The organism is Aeromonas intestinalis (assembly GCF_054052485.1).
Genome location: NZ_JBSTYK010000005.1, coordinates 202,406 through 225,424, shown reverse-complemented (window position 1 = coordinate 225,424; position 23,019 = coordinate 202,406). Strand labels below are relative to the sequence as shown.

The 23,019-nt window shown below is 60.8% G+C and carries 15 protein-coding genes and 1 riboswitch; of the genes, 6 read left to right on the top strand and 9 right to left on the bottom strand.

Annotated elements, in window-relative coordinates:
• Positions 1-76: 76 nt before the first annotated feature.
• Complete coding sequence (locus ACW5W7_RS08545; RefSeq protein WP_456501425.1) at positions 77-2,227, bottom strand: ExeM/NucH family extracellular endonuclease; 2,151 nt, start codon at positions 2,225-2,227, stop codon at positions 77-79.
• A gap of 294 nt (positions 2,228-2,521) precedes the next feature.
• Positions 2,522-2,603: riboswitch (cyclic di-GMP riboswitch) on the top strand.
• Positions 2,604-2,749: 146 nt separating this feature from the next.
• Between ACW5W7_RS08545 and ACW5W7_RS08540 the strand changes: the two genes are divergently transcribed.
• Positions 2,750-5,752: a glycosyl hydrolase family 18 protein gene (locus tag ACW5W7_RS08540; protein ID WP_456501466.1), complete on the top strand. Its 3,003-nt coding sequence runs from the start codon at positions 2,750-2,752 to the stop codon at positions 5,750-5,752.
• 204 nt (positions 5,753-5,956) lie between these two features.
• Here ACW5W7_RS08540 and ACW5W7_RS08535 read toward each other — a convergent pair whose 3' ends face one another.
• The 7 genes from ACW5W7_RS08535 to ACW5W7_RS08505 form a co-directional block, all read right to left on the bottom strand.
• Positions 5,957-7,192 (bottom strand): tetratricopeptide repeat protein, encoded by a 1,236-nt coding sequence (locus ACW5W7_RS08535; protein ID WP_434663914.1) that lies wholly within the window; start codon positions 7,190-7,192, stop codon positions 5,957-5,959.
• A gap of 11 nt (positions 7,193-7,203) precedes the next feature.
• Positions 7,204-7,839, bottom strand: coding sequence for an energy transducer TonB (locus ACW5W7_RS08530; RefSeq protein ID WP_349919333.1), 636 nt, complete (start codon positions 7,837-7,839; stop codon positions 7,204-7,206).
• Between the two features lie 16 nt (positions 7,840-7,855).
• The gene (locus tag ACW5W7_RS08525) at positions 7,856-8,263 is read right to left on the bottom strand and encodes an ExbD/TolR family protein (RefSeq protein WP_005327075.1); all 408 of its coding nucleotides are present in this window, start codon (positions 8,261-8,263) and stop codon (positions 7,856-7,858) included.
• A 61-nt stretch (positions 8,264-8,324) separates the two neighbouring features.
• Entirely contained in the window at positions 8,325-8,852 is a 528-nt protein-coding gene (locus ACW5W7_RS08520; protein WP_349919330.1) for a MotA/TolQ/ExbB proton channel family protein, read from the bottom strand.
• Between the two features lie 9 nt (positions 8,853-8,861).
• Complete coding sequence (locus tag ACW5W7_RS08515) at positions 8,862-10,235, bottom strand: MotA/TolQ/ExbB proton channel family protein (protein WP_456501424.1); 1,374 nt, start codon at positions 10,233-10,235, stop codon at positions 8,862-8,864.
• Positions 10,232-10,996: a DUF3450 domain-containing protein gene (locus ACW5W7_RS08510; protein ID WP_349919328.1), complete on the bottom strand. Its 765-nt coding sequence runs from the start codon at positions 10,994-10,996 to the stop codon at positions 10,232-10,234. The genes ACW5W7_RS08515 and ACW5W7_RS08510 overlap by 4 nt, the downstream gene beginning before the upstream one ends.
• A gap of 105 nt (positions 10,997-11,101) precedes the next feature.
• A complete protein-coding gene (locus ACW5W7_RS08505; RefSeq protein ID WP_349919326.1) occupies positions 11,102-13,708 on the bottom strand; it encodes a TonB-dependent receptor plug domain-containing protein in 2,607 nt (868 codons plus the stop codon).
• Between the two features lie 741 nt (positions 13,709-14,449).
• Here ACW5W7_RS08505 and ACW5W7_RS08500 point away from each other — a divergent pair.
• The 5 genes from ACW5W7_RS08500 to ACW5W7_RS08480 all read left to right on the top strand — a co-directional run bounded on the left by ACW5W7_RS08500 (position 14,450) and on the right by ACW5W7_RS08480 (position 20,582).
• Positions 14,450-15,475, top strand: a complete 1,026-nt coding sequence (locus ACW5W7_RS08500; RefSeq protein ID WP_456501423.1) for an ABC transporter permease subunit — start codon at positions 14,450-14,452, stop codon at positions 15,473-15,475.
• Positions 15,476-15,489: 14 nt separating this feature from the next.
• A complete protein-coding gene (locus ACW5W7_RS08495; RefSeq protein WP_456501465.1) occupies positions 15,490-16,533 on the top strand; it encodes an ABC transporter permease in 1,044 nt (347 codons plus the stop codon).
• 96 nt (positions 16,534-16,629) lie between these two features.
• A complete protein-coding gene (locus ACW5W7_RS08490) occupies positions 16,630-18,447 on the top strand; it encodes an extracellular solute-binding protein (protein WP_456501422.1) in 1,818 nt (605 codons plus the stop codon).
• Between the two features lie 37 nt (positions 18,448-18,484).
• Positions 18,485-19,480: an ABC transporter ATP-binding protein gene (locus ACW5W7_RS08485; RefSeq protein WP_349919321.1), complete on the top strand. Its 996-nt coding sequence runs from the start codon at positions 18,485-18,487 to the stop codon at positions 19,478-19,480.
• A 100-nt stretch (positions 19,481-19,580) separates the two neighbouring features.
• The gene (locus ACW5W7_RS08480) at positions 19,581-20,582 is read left to right on the top strand and encodes an ABC transporter ATP-binding protein (RefSeq protein WP_349919320.1); all 1,002 of its coding nucleotides are present in this window, start codon (positions 19,581-19,583) and stop codon (positions 20,580-20,582) included.
• Between the two features lie 619 nt (positions 20,583-21,201).
• On the opposite strand, the gene ACW5W7_RS08475 is transcribed toward ACW5W7_RS08480, so the two are convergent.
• Positions 21,202-22,653 (bottom strand): aminoacyl-histidine dipeptidase, encoded by a 1,452-nt coding sequence (locus ACW5W7_RS08475; RefSeq protein WP_434663898.1) that lies wholly within the window; start codon positions 22,651-22,653, stop codon positions 21,202-21,204.
• Positions 22,654-23,019: the final 366 nt, after the last annotated feature.

Here is a 23,019-nt window from a genome sequence, read left to right as displayed (position 1 = left end):
TCTTCATTTACAAATCAAATGACCCACATGAGAAAGCCCGCGACTGTCGCGGGCTTTTTTCGTTACGCAGCGTACATCATGAGCTGTGTCGGCGGCGCCAGGCCAGGGGCAACAGGGCCAGTAGCAGGGCGCCCATGGCACCACCACCGCCGTCCTTGCTCGGCTCCTGCAGCTTGAGATCGACGATGATGGGATCGTGATCCGAGGCGCTGAACGGGTTGTCGGACTTGACCATGTCGCCGGTGAAGCCACGGCCGTATTCGAACAGGTTGCTCTCGTAGGAGTTGATGTGCCAGTCGGCGACGGCCACCACCTTCTTGGCCAGGGCCGGGTTGGCGAGGGCGTAGTCCAGGGTGCCGAGCTCCGCCTCATAGCTGTAGGAGATCGCTTTCTCCTGGTTGAACTTGACGTTCAAGTCCACCAGGCCGTAGCTCTTGGCCACCTCCTGGCCTATCTGCTCGTACGCCTGCTCACCGAGGAAGGTGTGGGAGGCGGAGCGGATCTTGCGATCGCTGCTGGCCGGCGCATAGTCGGTCAGCACCCGGATCGGGTCTTCCTTGGCGTAGGAGTTGAAGTCTCCCACCAGCAGCACCTGGCCCGGCAGCTTGCTCACCGCCTCGCCCAGCACCTTGGCAGCACTGACCCGGAACTCGGTGCATTTGCCTTGCAGGTCGGCAGGCTCGGTCTTGCCATCCCCGTTCTCGTAGCAGCCCGATCCCTTGGATTTCAGATGGTTGACCACCAGGGTCAGGGGATCCTTGCTGCCCGCCACGGTGAAGCTCTGTACCAGGGAGTCGCGCTGACCGGCGGTTTTGGTCAAGCCACCGACGGTGTAACGCTGCTCCGGCAGCGGGATCACGCCGGCATCCCCGCTCGGGGTCAGCTTGGCCGGGCGATAGAGCATGGCCACCATGATGGCGTCACCGCCGAAGTAGCGATCCTGACCGAGCTGGACCTTGGGCAGGCTGACGAAGGCGTAGTGATTGCTCGCGTCTTTCTGCTGGGCGTTGAGGCTCTTGACCAGGTCGCTGATGGCGGAGTGCTCGTCGAAGCCGTTGTTCTCCATCTCCATCAGGCCGAGCAGATCTGCGTCCATTTCGGTGATGGCGTTGACTATCTTGGTGCGCTGCTGCTGGAAGTCTTCCAGGTTCTTGGCGCCGCGGTTGCAACCCTTGGCGCTGTCCGCATCCGCCTGATCCTTGCACAGCACGTTGAGGGCACCGCCCACGCTGGAGTGGCTGGTGAAGTAGTTGAGCACGTTGAAGCTGCCGACCCGCAGATCCGTACCGGCGGTGCGGGCAGGGGCGCGCTGGCGATCGTTCTCGTCGGTGCGCAGCAGATCCCCGACCGTGATGACCTGATCCTTGGGCACGATCAGCCGGTATTCGTTGTAGCTGTAGCCGACCAGGGCCTCCAGGTTGACCGGGGCATCGCCGACCCGCAGGTAGCCCTGTTCCGGCTCCCAGGCGGGCAGCCAGGGCAGCTTGCCATCGGCGGCCTTGAAGTCCGATTCGAGGAACACCCGGTTGCCCCCATTGGCCTCGGCCAATGCCTTGGCCTGGTCGCTACCCGCCACATGCAGCTGGGTCGGTTTCATCAGCGGCGCCAGGTGGGAGAGCACCAGGTTGTTGCGACGGGCGGCATAGTCGTAGCTGAAGTTGCGGCTGATTTTGAGCTCGCTGCCCGCATCGAGGCGCACCCGCATCCCTTCGTGGCGCTCCAGCGCCCTGGCCAGGGTTTCCCCCTCCAGCACCCGCAGCGCCGTGGCGGCGGGGACTGCGCCCTGAGCCAGCACCTGCAGGCGGGGAGTGCTACCGTCGAAGACGGGCTTGAGCTGGGTATGGTTGTAATACTCTTCGACCTTGGCCTCCAGACAGACTTCGGCCCCCGGCTTGATGCCCGGGTACTTGGTCGCGAAGTTCTTGTCGTTGAGGTAGACGAAGATGCCGTCCGAAGTCTGGGGATCTCCATCCCCTTGCACGTCTTGCAGGTAGAAGCCCTTGTTCAGACTTTCGCCGAGGGCGCTGACCACGGCTTTCACCGAGACGCTCTGGTTGCTTTCAAACTGGCCGTCCGGGATGAGGGGGCTCTTGTCGCCACTGCCCTGGATGGCGGGGATGGGGGTGAGGGCACTGTCGGCCGGGCAACTGAAGCCGGCGGCCTGGAGTGTCGGGGACGCGAGCGCGAGCCCCACGGCCAGTGACAGCAGGGTAGGGGTACCTTTCATTGTGTTTCCTTTTTTATTTTTGCCAGTGATTCCATAGCCTTGGTGCCTGAACCAAGGGCGCGCATTGTCACACTTCTGGCTGCTCATACCAGTGAACCAGCGCACAGAATGGGGAAGCAAAAGAGGCTGTTTCAATTTTTTTGACACAGCTAACGTTATGAAAATAATGATAAAGATGTCATCTCATCACGGATGAAATAGTGTGAGCTCGCCAGCGTTTACATATTTCTCATCGAGAATGAAGATTGAGTGTTTGTCACTTGCTTCCTATACTCGGGCTGTTCCTCACGGAACCCAGGTAAAGAGCAAACCGACAGTGATGTCGGGACGCAAAGCCTCCGGTCTGCCAGCGATGACAGATAGCGGGGCTCCCCCGGGTGACATGAGGGTATGTGGCCCGTCCATGGCCTGTTGTCGACCCCTTTTCGCCTGTTGCTGTTGCCCTTTGCCCGGTCATTAAAAGCCAAGACCAACAAGGAAGATAACAAGATGCAACAGACCCTCAGGCCCAGCAGGCTCGCCATGCTGGTTGCCCTTGCGACCATGCCCGGCTGGGCGCAGGCCGCCTATCCCGCCTATCAGGCCGGTACCGCCTACAAGGCTGGCGATATCGTCAGCAATGTCGGCAATCTCTATGAATGCAAGGAATTCCCCTACTCCGGCTGGTGCGGCGCTTCGTCCTACCACTATGCCCCCGGTGTGGGCACCGTCTGGGCGGATGCCTGGAAGCCGTTCACCGACGGCAGCACGACGCCGGGTCTGACGCTGGCCATTGGCTCGCCCGCCGCGGGTAGCGCGTTCAACGAAGGTGCCCCGGTCTCCCTGGCGGTGACCCTTGGCGGCAACAGCAGCGCCCTGGTCAAGGTCGAATATCTGATCGATGGCACCCAGGTGGCGGTGAGCAGCGCGGCTCCCTGGTCGGCGAGCTGGACCGCCAGCGGTGTCGGTGCCCATCAACTGAAATCCCGGGCGCTGGACAAGGATGGCAAGGTGCTCGGCGAGGCGGATGTCAGCTTCAACGTCGCCGCCGTGGTGGCGCCCGAGGCGCCGAAGGTGAGCATCGCGAGCCCGGCTGCCGGTGCCAAGGTGACGCTGGGCCGCAGCACGGCGGTGAGTGGCAACGTCACCGATGCCAACAACGACGTGGCCAAGGTCGAACTGTTCGTGAACGGCCAGAAGGTGGGCGAGGATACCAGCGCGCCCTGGCAGGTGAACTGGACACCCCAGGCCAAGGGGCTGACCGGCCTCAAGCTGGTCGCCACCGACAAGGGTAATCTGGTGGGCGAGTCCGCCCAGGTGGATGTGCAGGTGGAAGAGGCGGCACTGCCGCCCACCGGCGGCAATCTCTCCTGCGATGTGCGCCAGATCTACCGCGCCGATGGCAGCGAGTGCATGGGGGATGACCATGCTCGCCGGGTCATCGGTTATTTCACCTCCTGGCGTACCGGCAAGAACGGCCTGCCCGCCTACCTGGTGAACGACATTCCCTGGGACAAGATCACCCACATCAACTACGCCTTCGCGGCGGTGGACGAGCAAAATCACACCATCAAGGTGGATGACGCCGCCACCAAGATGACCTGGAACGGGGTGCCGGGTGCCGAGATGGATCCCGAGTTCGCCTATCAGGGCCACTTCAACCTGCTCTCCAAGTACAAGAAGCAGTATCCGGACGTGAAGACCCTGATCTCGGTCGGGGGCTGGGCCGATACCCGCGGCTTCTACACCGCCACCACCAAGGGTGATTGCACGGTCAACACCGCCGGCATCAACGCCTTCGCCGATTCTGCGGTGAGTTTCATCCGTCAGTACGGTTTCGACGGGGTGGATGTGGACTATGAATACCCCACCTCCATGAAGGATGCGGGCAACCCCAACGACTTCCCCCTCTCCAACCAGTGCCGGGCCAAGCTGTTTGCCAACTACGAAGTGTTGATGAAGACGCTGCGTACCCGGCTGGACAACGCCGGTACCGAAGATGGCCGCAAGTACATGTTGACCATCGCCTCGCCGGCCTCGGCCTACCTGTTGCGCGGCATGGAGAACTTCCAGGTCACCCAGTACCTCGATTACGTCAACCTGATGACCTATGACTTCCACGGTGCCTGGAACAACTTCGTGGCTCACAACGCCGCCCTGTTCGACAACAAGGCGGATCCCGAGCTGGCTCAATGGGGTGTCTACAGCCAGGCCCAGTACGGCGCCATCGGCTACCTGAACTCCGCCTGGGCGGCCCACTACTTCCGTGGCGCCCTGGCGGCCGGCAAGATCAACATCGGGGTGCCTTATTACACCCGTGGTTGGCAAGGGGTGACCGGCGGGACTCATGGTCTCAATGGCAAGGCGGCCCTGCCGAGTCAGAGCAACTGTCAGCCGGGCACCGGTGGCAGCACCATTCCCTGCGGCAACGGTGCAGTCGGGATCGACAACATCTGGCATGATCTGGACAAGAACGGCAAAGAGATCGGCGCCGGTGCCGTGCCCATGTGGCACGCCAAGAACCTGGAGCATGCGGCCAGTCTCGGCATCACCACGCTGCCGAGCTATGGTACCGCCTGGGGTCTGGATCCCAATGATCCTGCCGACGTGATCCAGGGCCAGTATGTGCGCTACTTCGACGACAAGGCGCAGGTACCCTGGCTGTGGAACGAGCAGAAGAAGGTGTTCCTCTCCACCGAAGATGAAGAGTCCATGGGCAAGAAGCTGGACTACATCGTCAAGCGGGGTCTGGGGGGCGTCATGTTCTGGGAGATGGCGGGGGACTATGACTTCGATCCGGCCAAGAACGAGTATGTGATGGGCAGCACCCTGACCAGCCTCGCCTATGACAAGTTCAAGGCGGCCACACCGCCCAACCTGAAGCAGAACGATCTGCCTGCCCCGGCAGCCCAGCTCGACATCGGCGTCAGCCTCTCCGGTTTCAAGGAAGGAGATTCCAACTACCCGATCAACCCCACCCTCAAACTGACGAACAAGTCGACCCAGACCATACCGGGTGGCACGCGTATCGAGTTCCTGGTACCCACCTCCACCTCTGACACCATCACGGATCAGAGTGGCATGGGGCTGAAGGTGGTGGAGAGCGGTGGCAACCAGAACTCCGATGGCATCGCGGGCGAGAAGGACTTCCACAAGGTGGCCATGACGCTGCCGACCTGGAAGGCCTGGGCACCGGGTTCCGACGTCGAAGTGGCCATGACCTACTACCTGCCGGCGGCGGGTGTGCCCAGCGGCGTGCGCCTGATTGTCGGCAGCCAGACCATAGGTCTCAAGGCTGACTTCCCGGCGCTGGCCGAGGCCGTGGTGGGCACGGGCGGCGGTGATGGCGGCAGCGGCGGCACGACCTGCAGCAGCCAGAACGTCAACCCGGCGAGCTATCCGGCCTATCCGAGCTGGCCGCAGGGGGATCACGCCAATGCCAACGATCGCGTGACCAATGGCAAGGCGGTCTGGCAGGCCAACTGGTGGACCAGCAGCGAACCCAAGGCCGGTGACGGCAGCTGGAAGCTGGTGTGCAACTACTGATGTGATGAAGCGGCATCTTTCCGATGCCTCATCGATACGAAAAATCCGGAGCCTGGCTCCGGATTTTTTTATGGGGAGTCAGCGTGATAAACGGCCATAAAAAAGACCGCTCCGAAGAGCGGCCAATGTGCCACCAAGGCAACTGGTGGGGCTGAGCCCCTTGTGTCGTGGAGGCATGGCGAAGCCAATGCTTCGCCTGGCATGTCACTGGGTGACGGCGCCCCCTTGTTGTTCCTTCAGGAAGTTGATCCAGGGAGAGGCGCGGCCGCTGACACTGCCGTTTTGAGCCGCCTGACTGAAGGCGGAGAGCGCCTCCTTTGGTTTCTGCTGCTCAAAATAAGCCACCCCGGTCAGGAACTTCAGATCCGCCCGCTGTTCCCCGTTGGCATTGGCCGCCGGCTTGGCGGCGAAGGCCACCAGATCCTGGTAGCGTTTGCTCTGGATCATCATGCGCGCCATCTTCAACTGCAGTTCGGCATTGGGGGCCAGTTTGTAGGACTTGGCCAGGGTATCGATGGCCGGATCCAGCTCCTTGGCCTGATGCCAGTAGTTGGCCAGCGTCTTGTAGTTGGCCGCACTGCCCTCGATGATCCCGTCCTTCATGGCCTTCTCCATCACCCTGGCGGCGCGATGGGGAATGCCGGTAAAGGCCAGGTAGTTGGCGAGGCGCTGCAACTCGTTGGCTTCGGTCAGCATGCCGAGGTTATAAGCCCCCTCCAGCGCCGCCAGTGCCTTGGCGTCGTTGCCCGCCTGCATGTGCATGGCGGAGAGCTGGGTCCAGTACTTCTTCTTCTCCGGATATCGGTCGATGAGGGCGGTCAGCACCTCGGTGGCCGGTTTGTACTGTTTCAGCTCATAGTGCGCCGCCATCTTGAGCAGATACCAGGACTCGGGCGCCTTGCCCCCCGACAGCTTGATGGCCTGATCCACCGCCGGTATGGCTTCCCGGTACTGCTTGAGCTGCACATGGGCGTTGGCCAGGGTGATGTAGGCGTGGGGGGTGGGCTTCTCGTCCTTGCCAAGGCTCGCGAACCACTGGTTCATGGTGCTGATGGAGGCCTTGAAGTTTCCCTCCGCCATGTAGAGCTGGGCCAGGTTGTAACGCACCTGCTGGGCCACCGGCTGCGGCAGGCCGCCGGTGGCGATGGCATCGGCGAAGTACTTGGTCGCCTGGCCGTATTTTTCCTGCTGCGCGGCCACGAAGCCCAGGGTCTGCAGGATCACGCCCTTGTCGTAGACCCGCTCGCCTGCGCCGGACAGCGCATCCTGCAGCTTGGCATTGGCCTCGCCGTATTTCTTCTCGGTGATCAATTCCTGCGCCTTGTTGACCGCGCGATAGGCGCGATCGGAGAGGGCGGGTTGCTCGGCGGCCCAACTGGCGGTGCTGAGCAGCACCGCCATGGCGACCGGGGCGAGGATCAGGGTATGTAACTTTTTCATCGCCACCTTCCTTAGTTGACCGCGAACTCGATCTCTTGCTGCATACGGGAAGCCTGCGGCTTGCCATCGACCATGGCCGGTTTGAACGTCCATTTGGCGATGGTCTTGCGGGCCTCCTTGCCGAGGTCATAGCTGCGTGGCTCTTCCTTGACGATCCGCACGTTGCTGACGGTGCCGCGCTCGGTGACGGTGAATTCCACCAGCACCTTGCCGCTCGCCAACCCCGCCAGGGCCGCCTTGCGGGGCATCATGGGCTCGAAGGTCGCCATGGGAATGGCGCCGTTGTTGCCACCGATGCCACCGCCGCCGCCACCCGTGCTGTAGGCACCGAGGGCGTTGCCGCCGCCGATGTTGACCGGGATGTCGAGTTTGGGCATGTCCATGGGGGAACTCTCCATCTGCGGCCGGTCCGTGCTGGCCACTTCCATCTCAGGAGGGGGAGGGGGCCGGTTCGGGGGCGGGGGCTTGGGCAGTTCCCGTTGTTTCTCTTGCAGAGTCTCCTGGGGCTTGAGGCGGATGAAGTCCGTCATGGTGACGTCTTCACGCTCCGTCAGCTCCCGGTGATCCGGCGTGATGAGCTTGTTCATTCCCAGAAACAGGAAGAACACCACCACGCAGGAGACCGCTATCGATATCAGGTATCTCATGGTGCTCGCTCCGGCGTCAGCTGCTCTTGCTTGCCGCGATGGAGATGTTCTGGACACCGGCCATGCGGATCTGATCCATGACCTGGACCACCAGACCGGAACGGGATTCGGTATCGGCCTGGATCACCACGGCACTCTCCGGGTTCTCGGCTCGCAGACGCTCGATGTTGGCACGCACGGCACCCACTTCGACGACCCGCTTGTCGACCCAGACCTGACCATTCTCGCGAACCGCAACCATGATGTTCCCCTTCTTCACCGTCTCCGCCGTGCTGGCGCTCGGACGGTTGATCTCCACCCCGGACTCCTTGACGAACGAGGTGGTGACGATGAAGAAGATCAGCATGATGAACACGATGTCCAGCATGGGGGTCAAATCGATGGCCGCCTCATCAGCACCGCTGTCGCTGTGACGTTTTCTCATAGCAAAAACTCCTTGCTTAACTGATGGCCGGGCGGCGTACGCCTGGCCAGTGCATCCTGCATTAACCGTGTTTCAGGTTGTCTTCCAGCTTCTCGACCGCCAGCCTGGCTTTATGATCGAGCTGATTGACAAAAAACAGGCCGGAAAGGGCGGCAATCATGCCTGCCATGGTCGGAACCGTCGCCTTGGAGATGCCCGAGGCCATCGCCCTGGGGGAACCGGTGCCGGTGATGGCCAGGGTGTCGAACACCTGCACCATGCCCACCACGGTTCCCAGCAGCCCCATCAGCGGACAGAGGGCGATCAGCACCTTGATGATCGGCATCCCCTTGTCCACCGCCATGGCGACCCGGGAGACCAGCTCGCGCCGGATCTGCTTGGCCGACCAGGAGAGGTGGTCGCTGCGGGCCAGCCAGGTTGCCTTGGTCTGCTTCACCTGCTTGGGATAGACGGTCATGAAGTAGAACCAGCGCTCCAGCAGCAGTGCCCACATCATCAGGGTCAGGATGAACAGGGCGACCAGTACGTCGCCCCCCAATCCCAGAAACCGGCGGACCGACTCGACTTCTTCAATCAACCAGAACCACATGGTGACTCCTTAGGCTGCAGCCTTGGCGGCGTACAGACTCTCCTGGTAGCGGGCCACAAAGCCTGCGCTCTGCTCTTCCAGCACCTGGATGAGACGGCGGCTCTGGGTCTGCACAATGGTGTAGAGGAACAGCATGGGCACCGCGACCACCAGACCTTGCATGGTGGTGACCAGGGCCTCGGAGATGCCGCCTGCCATCAGCTTGGGATCGCCGGTACCGAACAGGGTGATGGCCTGGAAGGTGGCGATCATGCCGACCACGGTACCCAGCAGACCCAGCAGCGGGGCTACGGAGGCGATCAGCTTGATGATGCTGATGCCCTTCTCGAACTTGGGCACGTTGCGCAGGATGATCTCGTCGAGCTTGGATTCCAGATCCTCGATGTTGTCACCGCGATGGCCCTGGTAAGCCTCCAGCATCTCGCCGATGGGGTTGCCCTTGATGATCTGCTCGGATTTGAGCTGCTTGCGCATGGAGCCGCCGATCAGCGACAGACGGGCACCGCAGAACAGGGCCAGCAGGGTACCGAGCACGCCGAGCACCATGATGACGTAGCCCACTTCACCCCCTTGATCGATGCGCTCCTTCAGGGTCGGAGACTGCACCAGCAGGGAGAGGATCACGCCGCGGGACGGATCGACGAAGATGGGCTCGACGGCGCCGCCGCCCTGCTCAAACTTGGCGACCGGCTCCAGCACGCTGCTGTCCGGCTGACGGGGCAGCTGTTCGAACTTGCCGGTTTCCGGCACGAAGGTCAGGTACTTGCCATCGGAGACGGTGTTGAACTCGCCGATCTGGGTGACCGTCTTCTCGGCCTGGTTGCCCTCGCCGTAGACCACGGTGGCCGGGATCTGGCTTACCTTGCCACCATCGACCATGCGGCCAAGGGTGACGGTCCAGAAGGCGGTCAGATCGTCGCTGGAGGGCAGCTCTTTACTCTCGGCAAGGCGAGTCAGCAGCGCCGCCTGCTCCGGATGCTCGACCCGGCGGGCGGAGGCGTTGAAGATCCCCTTGAACTCGCCGGCGAACTGACGCAGTACGCCGAACATCTCTCCCATGTTGCCGGAACGCTGGCGCAGGGTTTCGGTCAGCTCGGTCAACTGCTTGTCGTTGGCGTCGAAGGTCGCTTTGAGCTGCTCGCCCTTGGCGGTCTCGGCGGCGAGCTCGGCCTTGGCTTTGGCCAGCAGGGCCCCTTGCTCGTTCTTGTCAGCCAGGAAGCGGGCTTCCCGCTCCTTGTTGAGCTGGGATTCGCTGGTGCTGGCGGCTTTGACCTGGTTCAGCAGGGCGTTCAGATCCACCGGTTTCTCGGCGGCGGTCACCGGCAGGGTGATCAGGGTGGCTCCCGCAATCAGGGAGGCAATGGCCAGTTTGATTCCTTTCATGATGCTTTCTCCGCAGTTTGAACCGGCAGCTTGATGAGGGCGGGTGGCGCCTGTTTCTTGGCAATACGCAAGCCCTGTTCTACTGCACTGCGATACTCCTGGGGCAACTCTTCCCATTGGCGGGTCTTCTTGTTCCACATGCCGGTCTCGTTACCATCCGGGGACTGGTAGAGCAGGGCGATGCGCCCGACCCGCAGGAACTCATAGGTCTTCTCGCTGCCATCCTTGTCCAGGCTCGCCTTGTAGGATTCGATGGTGCGGCTGAAGCCCTCCTCGATCTGGTAGGCCTCGAGGATCTTGCGGTACTTCTCGGAGATGGTGACGTCGGCCCGGTTCATGAGATCGGTCAGGGCGGCCACGCGGTCCTCGCGCTCCACCTTCTGGAACGGCAGATCCAGGGAGACGAACTGATCGAGGGAGTCGATCATCTTGAGCATCAGGGGCACCACTTCGGTGCTGGTCTGATCGATCTGGTCTATCTGGCGCTGCATGGAGGCCAGCTCGCTGCTCTGGGACTCGACCATCTTGCCGACCTGCTCGTTGTAGGTACGCAGGCTGTCGACCTGACGCAGGGCGGCCTTGTACTGCGCCAGAGCCGTTTCGGCAGACTCGGCGTAGTTGTCGATCTTCTGTTGGGAAACTTTGGATGCATTGTCGGTGGCGGCTTGAGTGTCCACGGCCTGGTTGGCAGAGGCGGCACTCAGATTGAAGCTGGTCAGCAAGGCAGCGGAAACCAGGCTGCCGAGGAGCGCTTTCTTCATTGTAATAGTCCTTGTTTTCATAGGATTACCCTATCTCCATTACTTCCTTGGAATGTTGGGCAAAGCCGACCCCAGGGGGGGCCGGCTTGTCTCTTGCTTGGTGGATTAGAACTTCTGGGCGTAGTCGATGTAGTAGATGCGACCGTCGATGCTGTAGAGCTCTTCGTCATAGGTGAAGCCATCGCTCTCGAGGGACGGGCCCGCGTTGAACATGTTCTTCACCCCGACCTGGATCTTGCCATCCCACGGTGCTTCCACGCCGACGTTCAGGTTCCAGGTGGTCTGGGACGCGATGTGACCGACTTCCTGACCGGTATCGGCGATGTAGTCCTGGCTCTGGGAGTCGATGTAGTTCGCGCTCAGGTAGGTATCCATGTTCCACCATTGGGGAACGTTGACGCCGACACCGGTGCTGAAGCGGAACTGGGGCAGACCGTTCTGGCCAATCTTGTCGATGACCGGGCCGCCGGCGTACAGACCTTCCTTGTACTCCAGGATGTAGGTACCGCCGAGGTCATAACGGACGGTGGCGTAGTTCAGGTCGTACTTGTAGTCGACCTTCAGATCGAGGCCCGAGGTATCCAGGGTACCCAGGTTGACCATGGAGGCGATGGCGCCGTTGATCCGGCCCTGGCTGTTACGGGTGACGTTGCTGGAGCTGCCGGTGTTCAGTTCGTCATAGATGACGGACTGCAGGGAGTTCAGCTGGATCACGTCATCGATGCTGATGGTGTAGTAGTCCAGGGAGAGGTTCAGGTCATCGAGCGGGCTGTAAGCCACCCCGAAGTTCCAGGTATCCGCGGTCTCTTCCTTCAGCTGCTCGTTGGAGGTGCGGGTGGTGTCGTACTGACGGTTCGGGCAGTTGGCTGCCGAGATGCCATTGGCCTCGCAGTAGACATAGTCCTTGGCCCAGTCGGCCGAGTAGGAGTCCGCCGCGTAGAGATCGCTCAGGCTGGGGGCACGGAAGGAGCGGGACCAGGAGGTGCGCAGCATCAGATTGTCCAGCGGCTGGTAGCGCAGGCTCGCCTTGGGTGAGAAGGCGCTGCCAAAGTCGCTGTAGTCATCGAAACGACCGGCCACGTTCAGCTCGATCTGCTCGGTGATGGGCACCAAGGTCTCGATGTAGGCGGCGGTCACGTCGCGCACACCGCCGGAGGAGTTGCCGGAGGAGCCGATGATGTTGCCGGCTTCGGACTGGGCATCGTACTTGTCGGTGTAGACCCAGTCGTTGTACTCGGCGCCGGCGTACCAGCTGACCGGACCGGCGGGCAGTTCACCCATGTCCCACTGCACCCCTGCGTACCACTGGTAGAAGTCCATGGTGGAGCGGCGGCTGGTGTCGGCGGCCATGGCCTTGGTGCTGTCGGCGCTGAACTCGCCACCCACGAACTTGCCATCGGCGATTGCCTGCTGGGCGGCGGAGGCCAGCACGTAACCGGTACCGTTCTCCTTGTTGTCGGTCTTGGAGTACATGTAACCGGCGTTCCACTGCATGTCACCCACGGATTCGGTGGCGATGGTGCCTTCGAAACCGAGGTTCAGACTGCCGGTCAGGTCGGTGACCAGGTTGTCACGGGGACCGACGTTGCTGAAGCGGTAGTAGGCGTAGGCGGCTTCACCCAGGCCCTGGGTGGCGGCAGCATCCAGGCCGTTGTCGGTGAAGAAGCTGGCATTGTTCGGGTTGGCCGGATCGATGGTGAAGGCCCCGGCAGCGGGGGCGAAGCGACCGAAACTCTCGACCCGGGAGCCGATGATCTGGGGCACGAAGTCCACGTTGTCATTGATGTGATAACGGCCGTTCACGTACAGGGTGTCGCGGCTGCGGGAGGCCGTGGTGGCGGCAATCTTGCCGTAGTTGTAGTTACAGCCGTCTTCGAAGCCGATGAAGGGCTCTTTACAGCTGCCATCCGCGTTGGTGGCGCCCGCCAGGGGGCCATATTTCCAGACCGGATCGCCATTGGCATCCAGGCCGGTCACCCCTTCCACGTTGCGGCCATAGGCGCTGGGGGCTTCGTTGCCCTGCTTGGAGAGATAATCGCGATCACGGGCGTAGATGACGTCTTTCTTGTCATGCTCGTAGACCGCCATCAGGGAGCCCTTCTCACCATTGACGCCGGCGACGATGGAGCCGCTCGCTTCGTCACCCCCGTCTTCGCTCGGGGAGCCCAAGCGACCCTGGAAGGTCAGGCCTTCATAGCCTTCCTTGAGTACCACGTTGATGACACCGCCGATGGCATCGGAACCGTAGATGGCGGAGCCGCCGTCCAGGTTGACTTCAACCCGCTCGACGGCGGCCATGGGGATGGTGTTCAGGTTGATGGAGGTGCCGCCCATGGTGGGGGAACCCGCGACCCGCTTGCCATTCAGCAGAACCAGGGTGCGCTCAGACCCCAGGCCGCGCAGGCCGACGGTGGCCTGGGACTGGAAGGAGCTGCCGGAGGCGGGGGAGACCCCCCCGAAGGAGTTGTAAGAGGCTTGCTTGAGGTAGTCGGCGACGGTCTGTTGGCCGGATTCTTCAATCTTGGCCTTGCTGACGGAGACGACAGGGGTGGAACCTTCCACGTCGACCCGGGAGATCCGGGAGCCTGTGACCTTGATTTTTTGCAGTTTTTCTACGTTCTGGCCCTCTTCGGCCAGGACAGGGGTGGCCACAACTGCCGCGCTCGCCAAGGCAAACGCTACGGCAGCAGAGAGTCTGCTTTTCCTAAGCATCGCTAGTATCCTTCCTGATTGTTTTTTGTTTGCTTCCTGTACCGCCCTCGTTGGAGCAGTGCGTAAGGCTTATCAAGGTTTGAGGTTTAACGTCAAATGAGGCGGGGTGAATGGGGAGGCAGGTGGGAATTAGATAACTATTTTTTATATTGGTGTTTTTTTCGGGATTTTATACTGTTCATCTTGCGTTCAGCGATGTGAAAACGATGTTAAATGTACCCGTTTCGATTTTATTGATTATTTTTGAACTTATCGATAATGCACATGTCCCGATGAGTGATATATCGTCAACATCTACTTTGGTAGCATTTAAATCTGTCTTTGTTCATGTTCTCGCTCGGAGCCTCGTCCTGCCCATCGAAAAATCCCTCTTCTTCTATAGGTAAAATCAATATCGCCGCTGATTTATCACAAGTTGTTGTTAAATATTGGTTTTGGTGCTGCTCTTGGGTTTTGTTTAATTAAATTTTATTAATTAAAAACAATTTAAATATGATGGCGTAGCAGTTTTTTATCTTGAAGTTGGGTTTTCGAAAAAAAAATTCCGGTTTTTTCTACTGCACCGCCCCCTCCTGTTTCATGTGCCTCGTTTTACTTGATTTTTGTTGCAGAGCTTTTACAGTGACCGAGCGGTATTGTCTGCCAATGACAGGCAATTCAGTGAGTAATGCCAGGAAGGACAGGCTGTTCATCGGATTTGAATGGCCATACAAGAACAACAAGGATGAGGTTTAACCCACCATGCTGTCGTATTTCTTACGTCGGATGCTTTTGATCATCCCGACGTTTCTCGGGATCACCCTGCTCGTCTTCACCATCACCCGCTTCGTGCCGGGCGGTCCGGTCGAACGCATGCTGATGCAGGCGCAGGTATCGCAGAATGAAAGCGGGCGCTCCAGTGGCAGCAAGGGAGCCCAGGCCCTCTCTGACGAGCAGATCGAGGAACTCAAGGCGTTCTACGGCCTGGACAAACCCATGCTGATCGCTTACTGGGAGTGGCTGCAAAAACTCGCGGTACTGGATCTGGGGGAGTCGACCCGTTACTACGAGCCGGTGTGGGATCTCATCAAGGATCGCTTGCCGGTCACCGCCTTCTTCGGACTGGCGACCTTCCTGCTGAGCTATGCGGTCTCCATCCCGCTCGGGGTGGCCAAGGCGCTCAGGCATAACAGCCGCTTCGACTCCTTGAGCTCCATGCTCATCTACATGGCCTATGCGCTGCCCGCCTACGTGGTGGGGATCTTCCTCATCACCGTCTTCGCCTTCCACCTGGAGTGGCTGCCCATGGGGGGCTTCCCGGGGGACGATTTCGAGTACATGGAGAGCAGCTGGGACCAGATCCGTACCGTCTTCGCCCACGCTCTGCTGCCTCTCATCGCCTATGCCATCGGCGATTTTGCCATCCTCACCATGACCATGAAGAACAGCCTGATGGAAAACCTGTCGGCGGATTACGTGCGCACCGCCGTGGCCAAGGGGCTGCCGTTTCGCAAGGCGGTCACCGGCCATGCCATGCGCAACAGCCTGATCCCCATCGCCAGCCACCTGGGGGCCGTGCTCACCGTCTTCTTCGGGGGCTCCTTCCTCATCGAGACCATCTTCAACATCGACGGCATCGGCCTGCTTGGCTATGAGGCCATCGTCGAGCGGGATTACCCCACCGTCATGGGGATCCTGGCGATCACCTCCATGCTGATGCTGGTGGGGAATATCGTCTCCGACATCTGCGTGGCGCTGGTCGATCCTCGCGTGCGGTTTGGAGACTGACCATGAACCTGAACCTGAACCTCAATCCGGTCACACTGAAAAAACTCAAGCGTTTCAAGTCGATAAAGCGGGGTTACTACTCCTTTATCATCTTCTCCGTGCTGGTTGTCATCTCCCTTCTGGCGGAACTCCTGGTCAACAGCCGGGCCCTGGTGGTGAGCTATCAGGGGGAGCTCTACTTCCCGACTTATGGAAACGTTATCTCCGGCCAGCAGTTCGGGCTGGATTACGAATACGAGACCAATTACCGCCAGTTGCAGGCCCGCTTCGCAGAGGCGGGAAAAGGGGATTGGGTGCTGCTGCCGCTGGTGCCCTGGAACCCCTATGAGCAGGACTTCAAGCAGGACGCCTATCCACCCTATGCGCCGAGCCTGGCCGAGCGCCACTTCCTCGGCACCGACACCAGCGGCCGCGACGTGCTGGCGCGTCTGGTATACGGCTTTCGCATCGCCATCGGTTTTGCCTTCATCACCCTGGTGGCGAGTTACGTCATCGGGGTCAGCATCGGCTGCATGATGGGCTTTCTCGGCGGGCGTTTTGATCTGGTGCTGCAGCGCTTCATCGAGATCTGGTCCCAGGTGCCCTTCCTCTACGTCATCATGATCCTGGTGTCGCTGGCCAAGCCGAACTTCGGCTTGTTCGTCGGCATCAACGTGCTGTTTGGCTGGATGGGGATCACCTGGTACATGCGCACCCTCACCTACAAGGAGCGGGCGCGGGACTATGTGATGGCGGCGCGGGCCCAGGGGGCCAGCACGGGGCGCATCATCTTCAACCACATACTGCCCAATACCCTGATGATGATCGTCACCCTGGCCCCCTTCGCCGTGGTGGGCAATATCTCCACCCTGACGGCGCTGGATTACCTGGGTTTCGGCCTGGCGCCACCCACCCCGAGCTGGGGGGAACTGCTCTCCCAGGGTATCAACAACCTGGATGCCATCTGGATCGTGAGCTCGGTGGTGGCGGCGGTGAGCCTGGTGCTCATCATGGTCTCCTTCATCGGCGAGGCCATCCGGGAGGCGTTCGATCCGCGCAAGTTCACCCGCTACCAGTGATGGTGTGGTGCAAGATATCGGTTGTGTGTGAAATTACATGATTTAACCCTTAATCAAGAAGCCCCCGCAGCAGGGGTCATGACCAGGAAGTCAGATATGCAGAATAAAATAAAATGGATAGGTGCACTTTTCCTGCTGGTGAATGGATCCTGGGTCTGGGCCGCCAGCCTGCCCGCGGATCTCAAGTGGGAAACCAATGACACGGACCCGGTGTTTGCCTCCCCCAAGGCGCTGCCAGGCGGCTCTCTGACCATGTTCATCGACAGCTTCCCGTTGACGTTTCGCACCGTGGGGCCCGACTCCAACGGTGCGTTTCGCTCCTTCATTCAGGACAACCAGCTGAGGCTCATCAGCTTCCACCCCAATACCGGCAATCCCATCCCGTCGCTGGCGACCCAGTGGGCCATCGCGCCGGACAACCAGACCGTCTATTTCAAACTGGATCCACGCGCCAAGTGGTCTGACGGCAAGCCGGTCACCGCGGATGACTACACCTTCGGCTACGAGATGATGCGTTCCAAGGAGATCCGGGCACCCTGGTACAACAACTACTACACCACCGAGATCGTGGCGGTGGAGAAGATTGACGACCACACCATCCTGGTCAAGTCGGGCAATCGCAAGGCCAAGCTGGACTTGCTCAACACCACGGAGCTCTGGCCCCAGCCCAAGCATTACTACAAGCTGACCCCCAACTGGGTGAAGCAGTACAACTGGTCCGTGGTGCCCACGACGGGTCCCTATGTCATGACCGAGGTGAAGAAGGGCAAGTCCATCACCTTCAGCAAGCAGCCAGACTGGTGGGCCCAGCAGGATCGCTACAACCAGCACAGGTTCAACATCGACACCATCAAGGTACAGGTGATCCGCGACCACAACATCGCGTTTCGCCACTTCCTGAAAGGGGAGATAGACACCTTCGAGATGCTGCTGCCGAACTGGTGGCACGAGAAGGCGGTGACGCCGGAGTACAAGCAGGGTTACGTGCAGAAGGTGATGGCCGTGACCGACACCAAGCAGGGCGGGCAAGGGGTTCACCTCAACATCGCCAATCCCAGGTTGGCGGATATCAATGTGCGCCTCGGCATCCAGCACGCCATGAACCTCGACAAGATGATCGCCACCGTGCTGCGCGGCGACTATGACCGCGCCACCACCTTCGGCTCGGGCTTCGGCGACTTTACCGACATGCAGCTGGCCGAGCGGGCCTATGACGTGGCCAAGGCGCGGGAATTCTTCGCCAAGGGTGGCTACACCAAGCCGGGGCCGGACGGCATCTTGCAAAACGACAAGGGCGAGCGCCTCACTCTGGCGGTCACCTACACCACCCAGGAGCATACCAAGCGGCTGACCGTGCTCAGGGAAGAGGCCAAGAAGGCGGGCCTGGATCTGGAGCTCAACCTGGTGGATGGCGCCACCGGTTTCAAGGTGATGCTGGAGAAGAAACACGAGGCGGCCTGGCTTGGCTGGGGCGGTGGCGGTCTCTATCCGCAATATTGGGAGTCGTTCCACTCGGATAACGCCAACAAGCCACAGACCAACAACCTGTTCAACGTGGCAGACAAGCAGCTCGACACCCTGATCGATGCTTACGACGTGGAGTTCGACACCGCCAAGCGGGCCGATCTCTCCCGCCAGATCCAGCAGCGCATCTATGATCTCGCCATCTTCGTGCCCGGTGTACAGCTCAACTATGTGCGGGCCAGCAGCTGGCGCTATGTGATGCTGCCCGAGGTGCCTGCCACCAAGAACACCCCGGATCAGCTCTACTGGCCCATGGATGGCTACCCCCACAGCAGCGGCGGTCTGCTCTGGATCGATCCCAAGGTGAAGGCCGAGACCCTAAAAGCCAAGGACGCGGGCGAGACGCTGGCCCCCATCAATCTGCTCGACAAGACCTATGCGCACCATTGAGTCCAGGATTGAGCCCATAGACAAGGGAGGGGCGGCCATGGCCAAGCGGGAGGCCCCCATCCTCGAGGTCCGGGATCTCGAGGTGGAGTTCGCCGTCGATGACGGCAAGATCAAGGTGCTGGACGGGGTGAGCTTCGCCGTGGCGCCGGGGCAGACCCTCGGCATCGTCGGCGAGTCCGGTTGCGGCAAGAGCGTCACGTCCCTCGCCATCATGGGGCTGTTGCCCAAGCCCCATGGTCAGGTCGTCGCGGGTTCCATCCGATTCCAGGGGGAGGAACTGCTGTCACTGCCGCCGGATCAGATGTACCGGGTGCGGGGCAACCGCATCTCCATGATCTTCCAGGAGCCGATGACGGCCCTGAACCCGGTGCAGACCGTGGGGGATCAGTTGATGGAGGTGTTCAGCCTGCACCGGCCGGAGTACAGCAAGCACGACCGCAAGGCGGCCGCCATCGCCATGCTGCACAAGGTGGGGATCCCGGAGCCGGAGCGGCGCTTCGGGGTCTATCCCCACAACCTCTCCGGCGGCATGCGCCAGCGGGTGATGATCGCCATGGCGCTGGCGTGCGAGCCGGCCCTGCTCATCTGCGACGAGCCGACCACGGCGCTGGATGTGACCATTCAGGCCCAGATCCTGGATCTGATGAAGGAGCTGCAAGCCCAGACCGGCATGGCCATCATCTTCATCACCCACGACCTCGGGGTGGTGGCGGAGCTGTGCGACGAAGTGGTGGTGATGTATGCGGGTCGGGCGGTGGAGCGGGCCGATATCTACGAGCTGTTTGACCGGCCGCGTCATCCCTATACTCATGGTCTGATGGCCTCGATCCCGCGCCTCGAAGATGTGCCAAAGAGCCTGCTCAAGACCATCAAGGGCCAGGTGCCTGCCCTGCACGAGATGCCGGCGGGGTGCCGTTTCTCCAACCGCTGCCCCCACGCCACCGAGATCTGCGTGGGCACCAATCCGGTGGCGGAATCCCTGGGAGAGCGGCACACAGTGTCCTGCCATCACTGGAAGGAGTTGAGCGTATGAGCATCTTGTGGTCGATGCGGGACTTGAAGCAGCACTTCAGCACGAGGGAGAGGGGGGATCTGATGCCGCCTCTTCCCCTCGATAACAAGGAGCAACAGCCATGAGCATCTTGTTGTCGGTCAGGGACTTGAAGCAGCACTTCAAGATGGGTGGCGGTTTTTTGCGCAAACACTACACCGTCTATGCGGTAGATGGCATCAGCTTCGAGTTGAAACAGGGGGAGACCCTGGGACTGGTGGGGGAGTCCGGCTGTGGCAAGTCCACCCTGGGGCGCTCCCTGCTCAAGCTGTTCGAGCCCACCGCGGGGCAGATCACCTTCGAGGGGCGGGACATCACCCAGCTGTCGCCAAAAGAGATGCGTTCCCTGCGTCAGGAGATGCAGATCGTGTTTCAGGATCCTGCAGAATCCCTCAATGGCCGCCATACGGTGGGGCAGATCCTGGAGGAGCCCTTCATTATCCACGGCAAGGGCACGACGACACAGCGGCGGGAGTGGGTCTTGGAGCTGCTGGACAAGGTCGGCTTGCCGCGCAGTGCGGCGGATCGCTATCCCCACGAGTTTTCCGGCGGCCAGCGCCAGCGTATCGGCATCGCCCGGGCCATCGCCCTCAAGCCCAAGCTGCTGGTGTGTGACGAGGCGGTGTCGGCGCTCGATGTGTCGGTGCAGTCCCAGATAGTCAATCTGCTGCTCACCCTGCAGCAGGAGATGAACCTCGCCATCATCTTCATCGCCCACGACTTGTCGGTGGTCAAACACATCTCGGACCGGATCGCCGTCATGTATCTGGGGCGGATTGTCGAATTGGCGGATGCTCAGCAGCTTTACCTGAGCCCGCGTCACCCCTATACCCAGGCGCTCATCTCGGCCATTCCGGTGCCGGATCCCCGTCGCCGCAATCAGCGGATCCTGCTGACCGGCGACGTGCCATCCCCCATTTCACCGCCGAGCGGCTGCCACTTCCACCAGCGCTGCCCCTATGCCACGGATCTGTGCCGCAGCGCCTCGCCCGCACTGACGGTGTGCGACGGGCTGGCTCATCAGGTGGCCTGCCACTTCCCCCTGGCTGCGGTGGAGGCGGTGCCGCTGGGAAAGGCGATGTGATGCCGGCGGCCGAGCCACGGCCTCCGGCATCCGCACCGGACGGTCAGCAAGACGAGCAATAAAAAAATGGGGCCTGTGGGCCCCATCTTCATGGTTGGAGTTCAGGTTTGGCCGTGGAATATCTGGCCCGGGCAGGACAGCTTCCCGTGGGGATAGCTGCAGTGTGGATTGTTGTATATTTTGTAATTTTACTACTTATTGCCTTTCGGCTGGCCCACTCAGGCGCCATAGCGGAAGTAGTAGTTGCGGGTCGCCGGTGCATAGGTCACTTTCTCGTCGACGCCTTTCTTGCTGGATGCACCCTTGAGGTGGAACAGCACTGCCAGATTCTCGAACATAGTTTTACCTCATCGCTCTGTTAATCGTTGTTGTATGTGACCTTGGTCACAATTTGATGCTAGGGAATTTTGTGATCCCGATCAACTTATTGTGTTGTAAATTTACATAAATCATGGAAAAGGTTTTCGTATAAAAGTTTTCTTATGGATACGTTTTCAAGAGAATGAGGATGTTTTGAGGCAGGGGAGCCACGAAGAGGGTGCGGGTTGGCGGAAGAGGATGGCCATAAAAATGCCCCGCACGAAGCGGGGCATCATGACACCTGGCAATAAAACCGGCCTTACTTGGCGGGGATCTGTTCCAGCACGTGGACCAGCAGCTGCCAGAAACGCTCGACCGCGGGGATGTGCACCTTCTCGTCAGGGGAGTGAGCACCACGGATGGTCGGACCGAAGGAGACCATGTCCCAGTCCGGGTAGGCGCTCTTGAACAGGCCGCACTCCAGGCCTGCGTGGATCACCATGACGTTAGGCATCTCGCCGAACAGGGTCTGGTAGCTGTTGCGCACCAGCGCCATCACTGGTGAGTCGACGTTCGGGGCCCAGCCCGGGTAGGCGCCGGTGAACTCGCAGCTGGCGCCGGCCAGGTTGAACAGGGAACGGGTCATCTGCTCGACACTCTCGCGACCGGAGTCGATGAGGGAGCGGATGAGGCACTGTACATAGATCTCGCCTTCAAGGGTCTTGATGACGCCGAGGTTGGTAGAGGTCTCGGTGACACCCGGGATGGCATCGCTCATGCGGATGACACCGTTCGGGCAGGCCATCAGGGAGTCCAGCAGGCGGGCCTGCAAGGATTCGCTCAACAGCTTGGCCGGTTTCTCCTTGCTGCTGAGCAGCACGGTCAGGTTTGCCTCGGTGGCGGCCAGTTCGCTCTGGTAGATGCCGGCATAGCGATCCACCAGGGCCTTGAGTTCATTCACGCTGGCGGCAGGCACCAGCAGGGTGGCACGGGCCTCGCGGGGGATGGCATTGCGCAGGGTGCCGCCGCTGATCTCGGCCAGTCGCACACCCAGCGGCTCGGCGGCCTTGAGCAGGCGTACCAGCAGCTTGTTGGCATTGCCACGGCCGCGGTGGATATCGACCCCGGAGTGACCGCCACGCAGCCCCTTGACCTGCAGCTCGAAGCCTTCGCCCTCGGTGGCGGCAACCAGCTCCAGCGGGAAGCGGATATTGGCATCCACCCCGCCGGCGCAGCCCATGTAGACCTCGCCATCCTCTTCGGAGTCGGTGTTGAGCAGGATCTCGCCTTCCAGCCAGCCCGCTTCCAGACCGAAGGCGCCGGTCATGCCGGTCTCTTCGTCCGTGGTCAGCAGCACTTCCAGCGGGCCGTGCTTAATGGTCTTGTCCGCCAGCACGGCCAGGCAGCCGGCCATGCCCATGCCGTTGTCGGCGCCCAGGGTGGTGCCGCGGGCGGTGACCCATTCACCGTCGATGTAGGCATCGATGGGATCCTTGGTGAAGTCGTGCTGGGTGTCGGCATTGGCTTGGGGCACCATGTCGATGTGGGCCTGCAGCACGACGGCCTTGCGATTTTCCATCCCCGGTGTGGCCGGTTTCTTGATGATGATGTTGCCGACGGCATCCTGCTTGACTGCCAGCCCTTCCCCTTGTGCCCACTGGACAATCCAGGCGCTCAGCTGGGCTTCGTGCTTGGAAGGATGGGGGATGGAGCAGATCTGCTCGAAGAATTGCCAAATCAGTTTGGGAGAGAGGGAACTCAGCTGTGCCACGTCGGGACTCCTTACCTGCACGGGATGATAGCGGGCCCCAGCGGTGGCTGGGGAAGTGGGTAACGATAATACAGTCAATCACACAAAAATGTGAGCAGTCAGCGCAAATTGCAGTCCGCTTGTGCTGATAAAGAGGGCGTGAATGGTGAAGCTGGCTACCAGGCGGGGTTCATGCAGCACAACATCAATAATGTGATGCACCTCACAAAAATATTGTCTTTTTCGCCGGCGATGGTAAATTAGCCGCCGTGGGTCATCCCACTTGTCAGGATGACAATCAATGCCTCCAGGGAACCGAAGCAAAGCAAGTGCGCCTCCACGGAACCGAGTGTTCGTTCAAGGATCTGAGCCCGCATTAAGGTACGT

Coding starts and splice junctions, on each gene's coding strand:
- ACW5W7_RS08545 (WP_456501425.1), bottom strand. CDS start 2,227: ATGAAAGGTACCCCTACCCTGCTGTCACTGGCCGTGGGGCTCGCGCTC.
- ACW5W7_RS08540 (WP_456501466.1), top strand. CDS start 2,750: ATGCTGGTTGCCCTTGCGACCATGCCCGGCTGGGCGCAGGCCGCCTAT.
- ACW5W7_RS08535 (WP_434663914.1), bottom strand. CDS start 7,192: ATGAAAAAGTTACATACCCTGATCCTCGCCCCGGTCGCCATGGCGGTG.
- ACW5W7_RS08530 (WP_349919333.1), bottom strand. CDS start 7,839: ATGAGATACCTGATATCGATAGCGGTCTCCTGCGTGGTGGTGTTCTTC.
- ACW5W7_RS08525 (WP_005327075.1), bottom strand. CDS start 8,263: ATGAGAAAACGTCACAGCGACAGCGGTGCTGATGAGGCGGCCATCGAT.
- ACW5W7_RS08520 (WP_349919330.1), bottom strand. CDS start 8,852: ATGTGGTTCTGGTTGATTGAAGAAGTCGAGTCGGTCCGCCGGTTTCTG.
- ACW5W7_RS08515 (WP_456501424.1), bottom strand. CDS start 10,235: ATGAAAGGAATCAAACTGGCCATTGCCTCCCTGATTGCGGGAGCCACC.
- ACW5W7_RS08510 (WP_349919328.1), bottom strand. CDS start 10,996: ATGAAGAAAGCGCTCCTCGGCAGCCTGGTTTCCGCTGCCTTGCTGACC.
- ACW5W7_RS08505 (WP_349919326.1), bottom strand. CDS start 13,708: ATGCTTAGGAAAAGCAGACTCTCTGCTGCCGTAGCGTTTGCCTTGGCG.
- ACW5W7_RS08500 (WP_456501423.1), top strand. CDS start 14,450: ATGCTGTCGTATTTCTTACGTCGGATGCTTTTGATCATCCCGACGTTT.
- ACW5W7_RS08490 (WP_456501422.1), top strand. CDS start 16,630: ATGCAGAATAAAATAAAATGGATAGGTGCACTTTTCCTGCTGGTGAAT.
- ACW5W7_RS08485 (WP_349919321.1), top strand. CDS start 18,485: ATGGCCAAGCGGGAGGCCCCCATCCTCGAGGTCCGGGATCTCGAGGTG.
- ACW5W7_RS08480 (WP_349919320.1), top strand. CDS start 19,581: ATGAGCATCTTGTTGTCGGTCAGGGACTTGAAGCAGCACTTCAAGATG.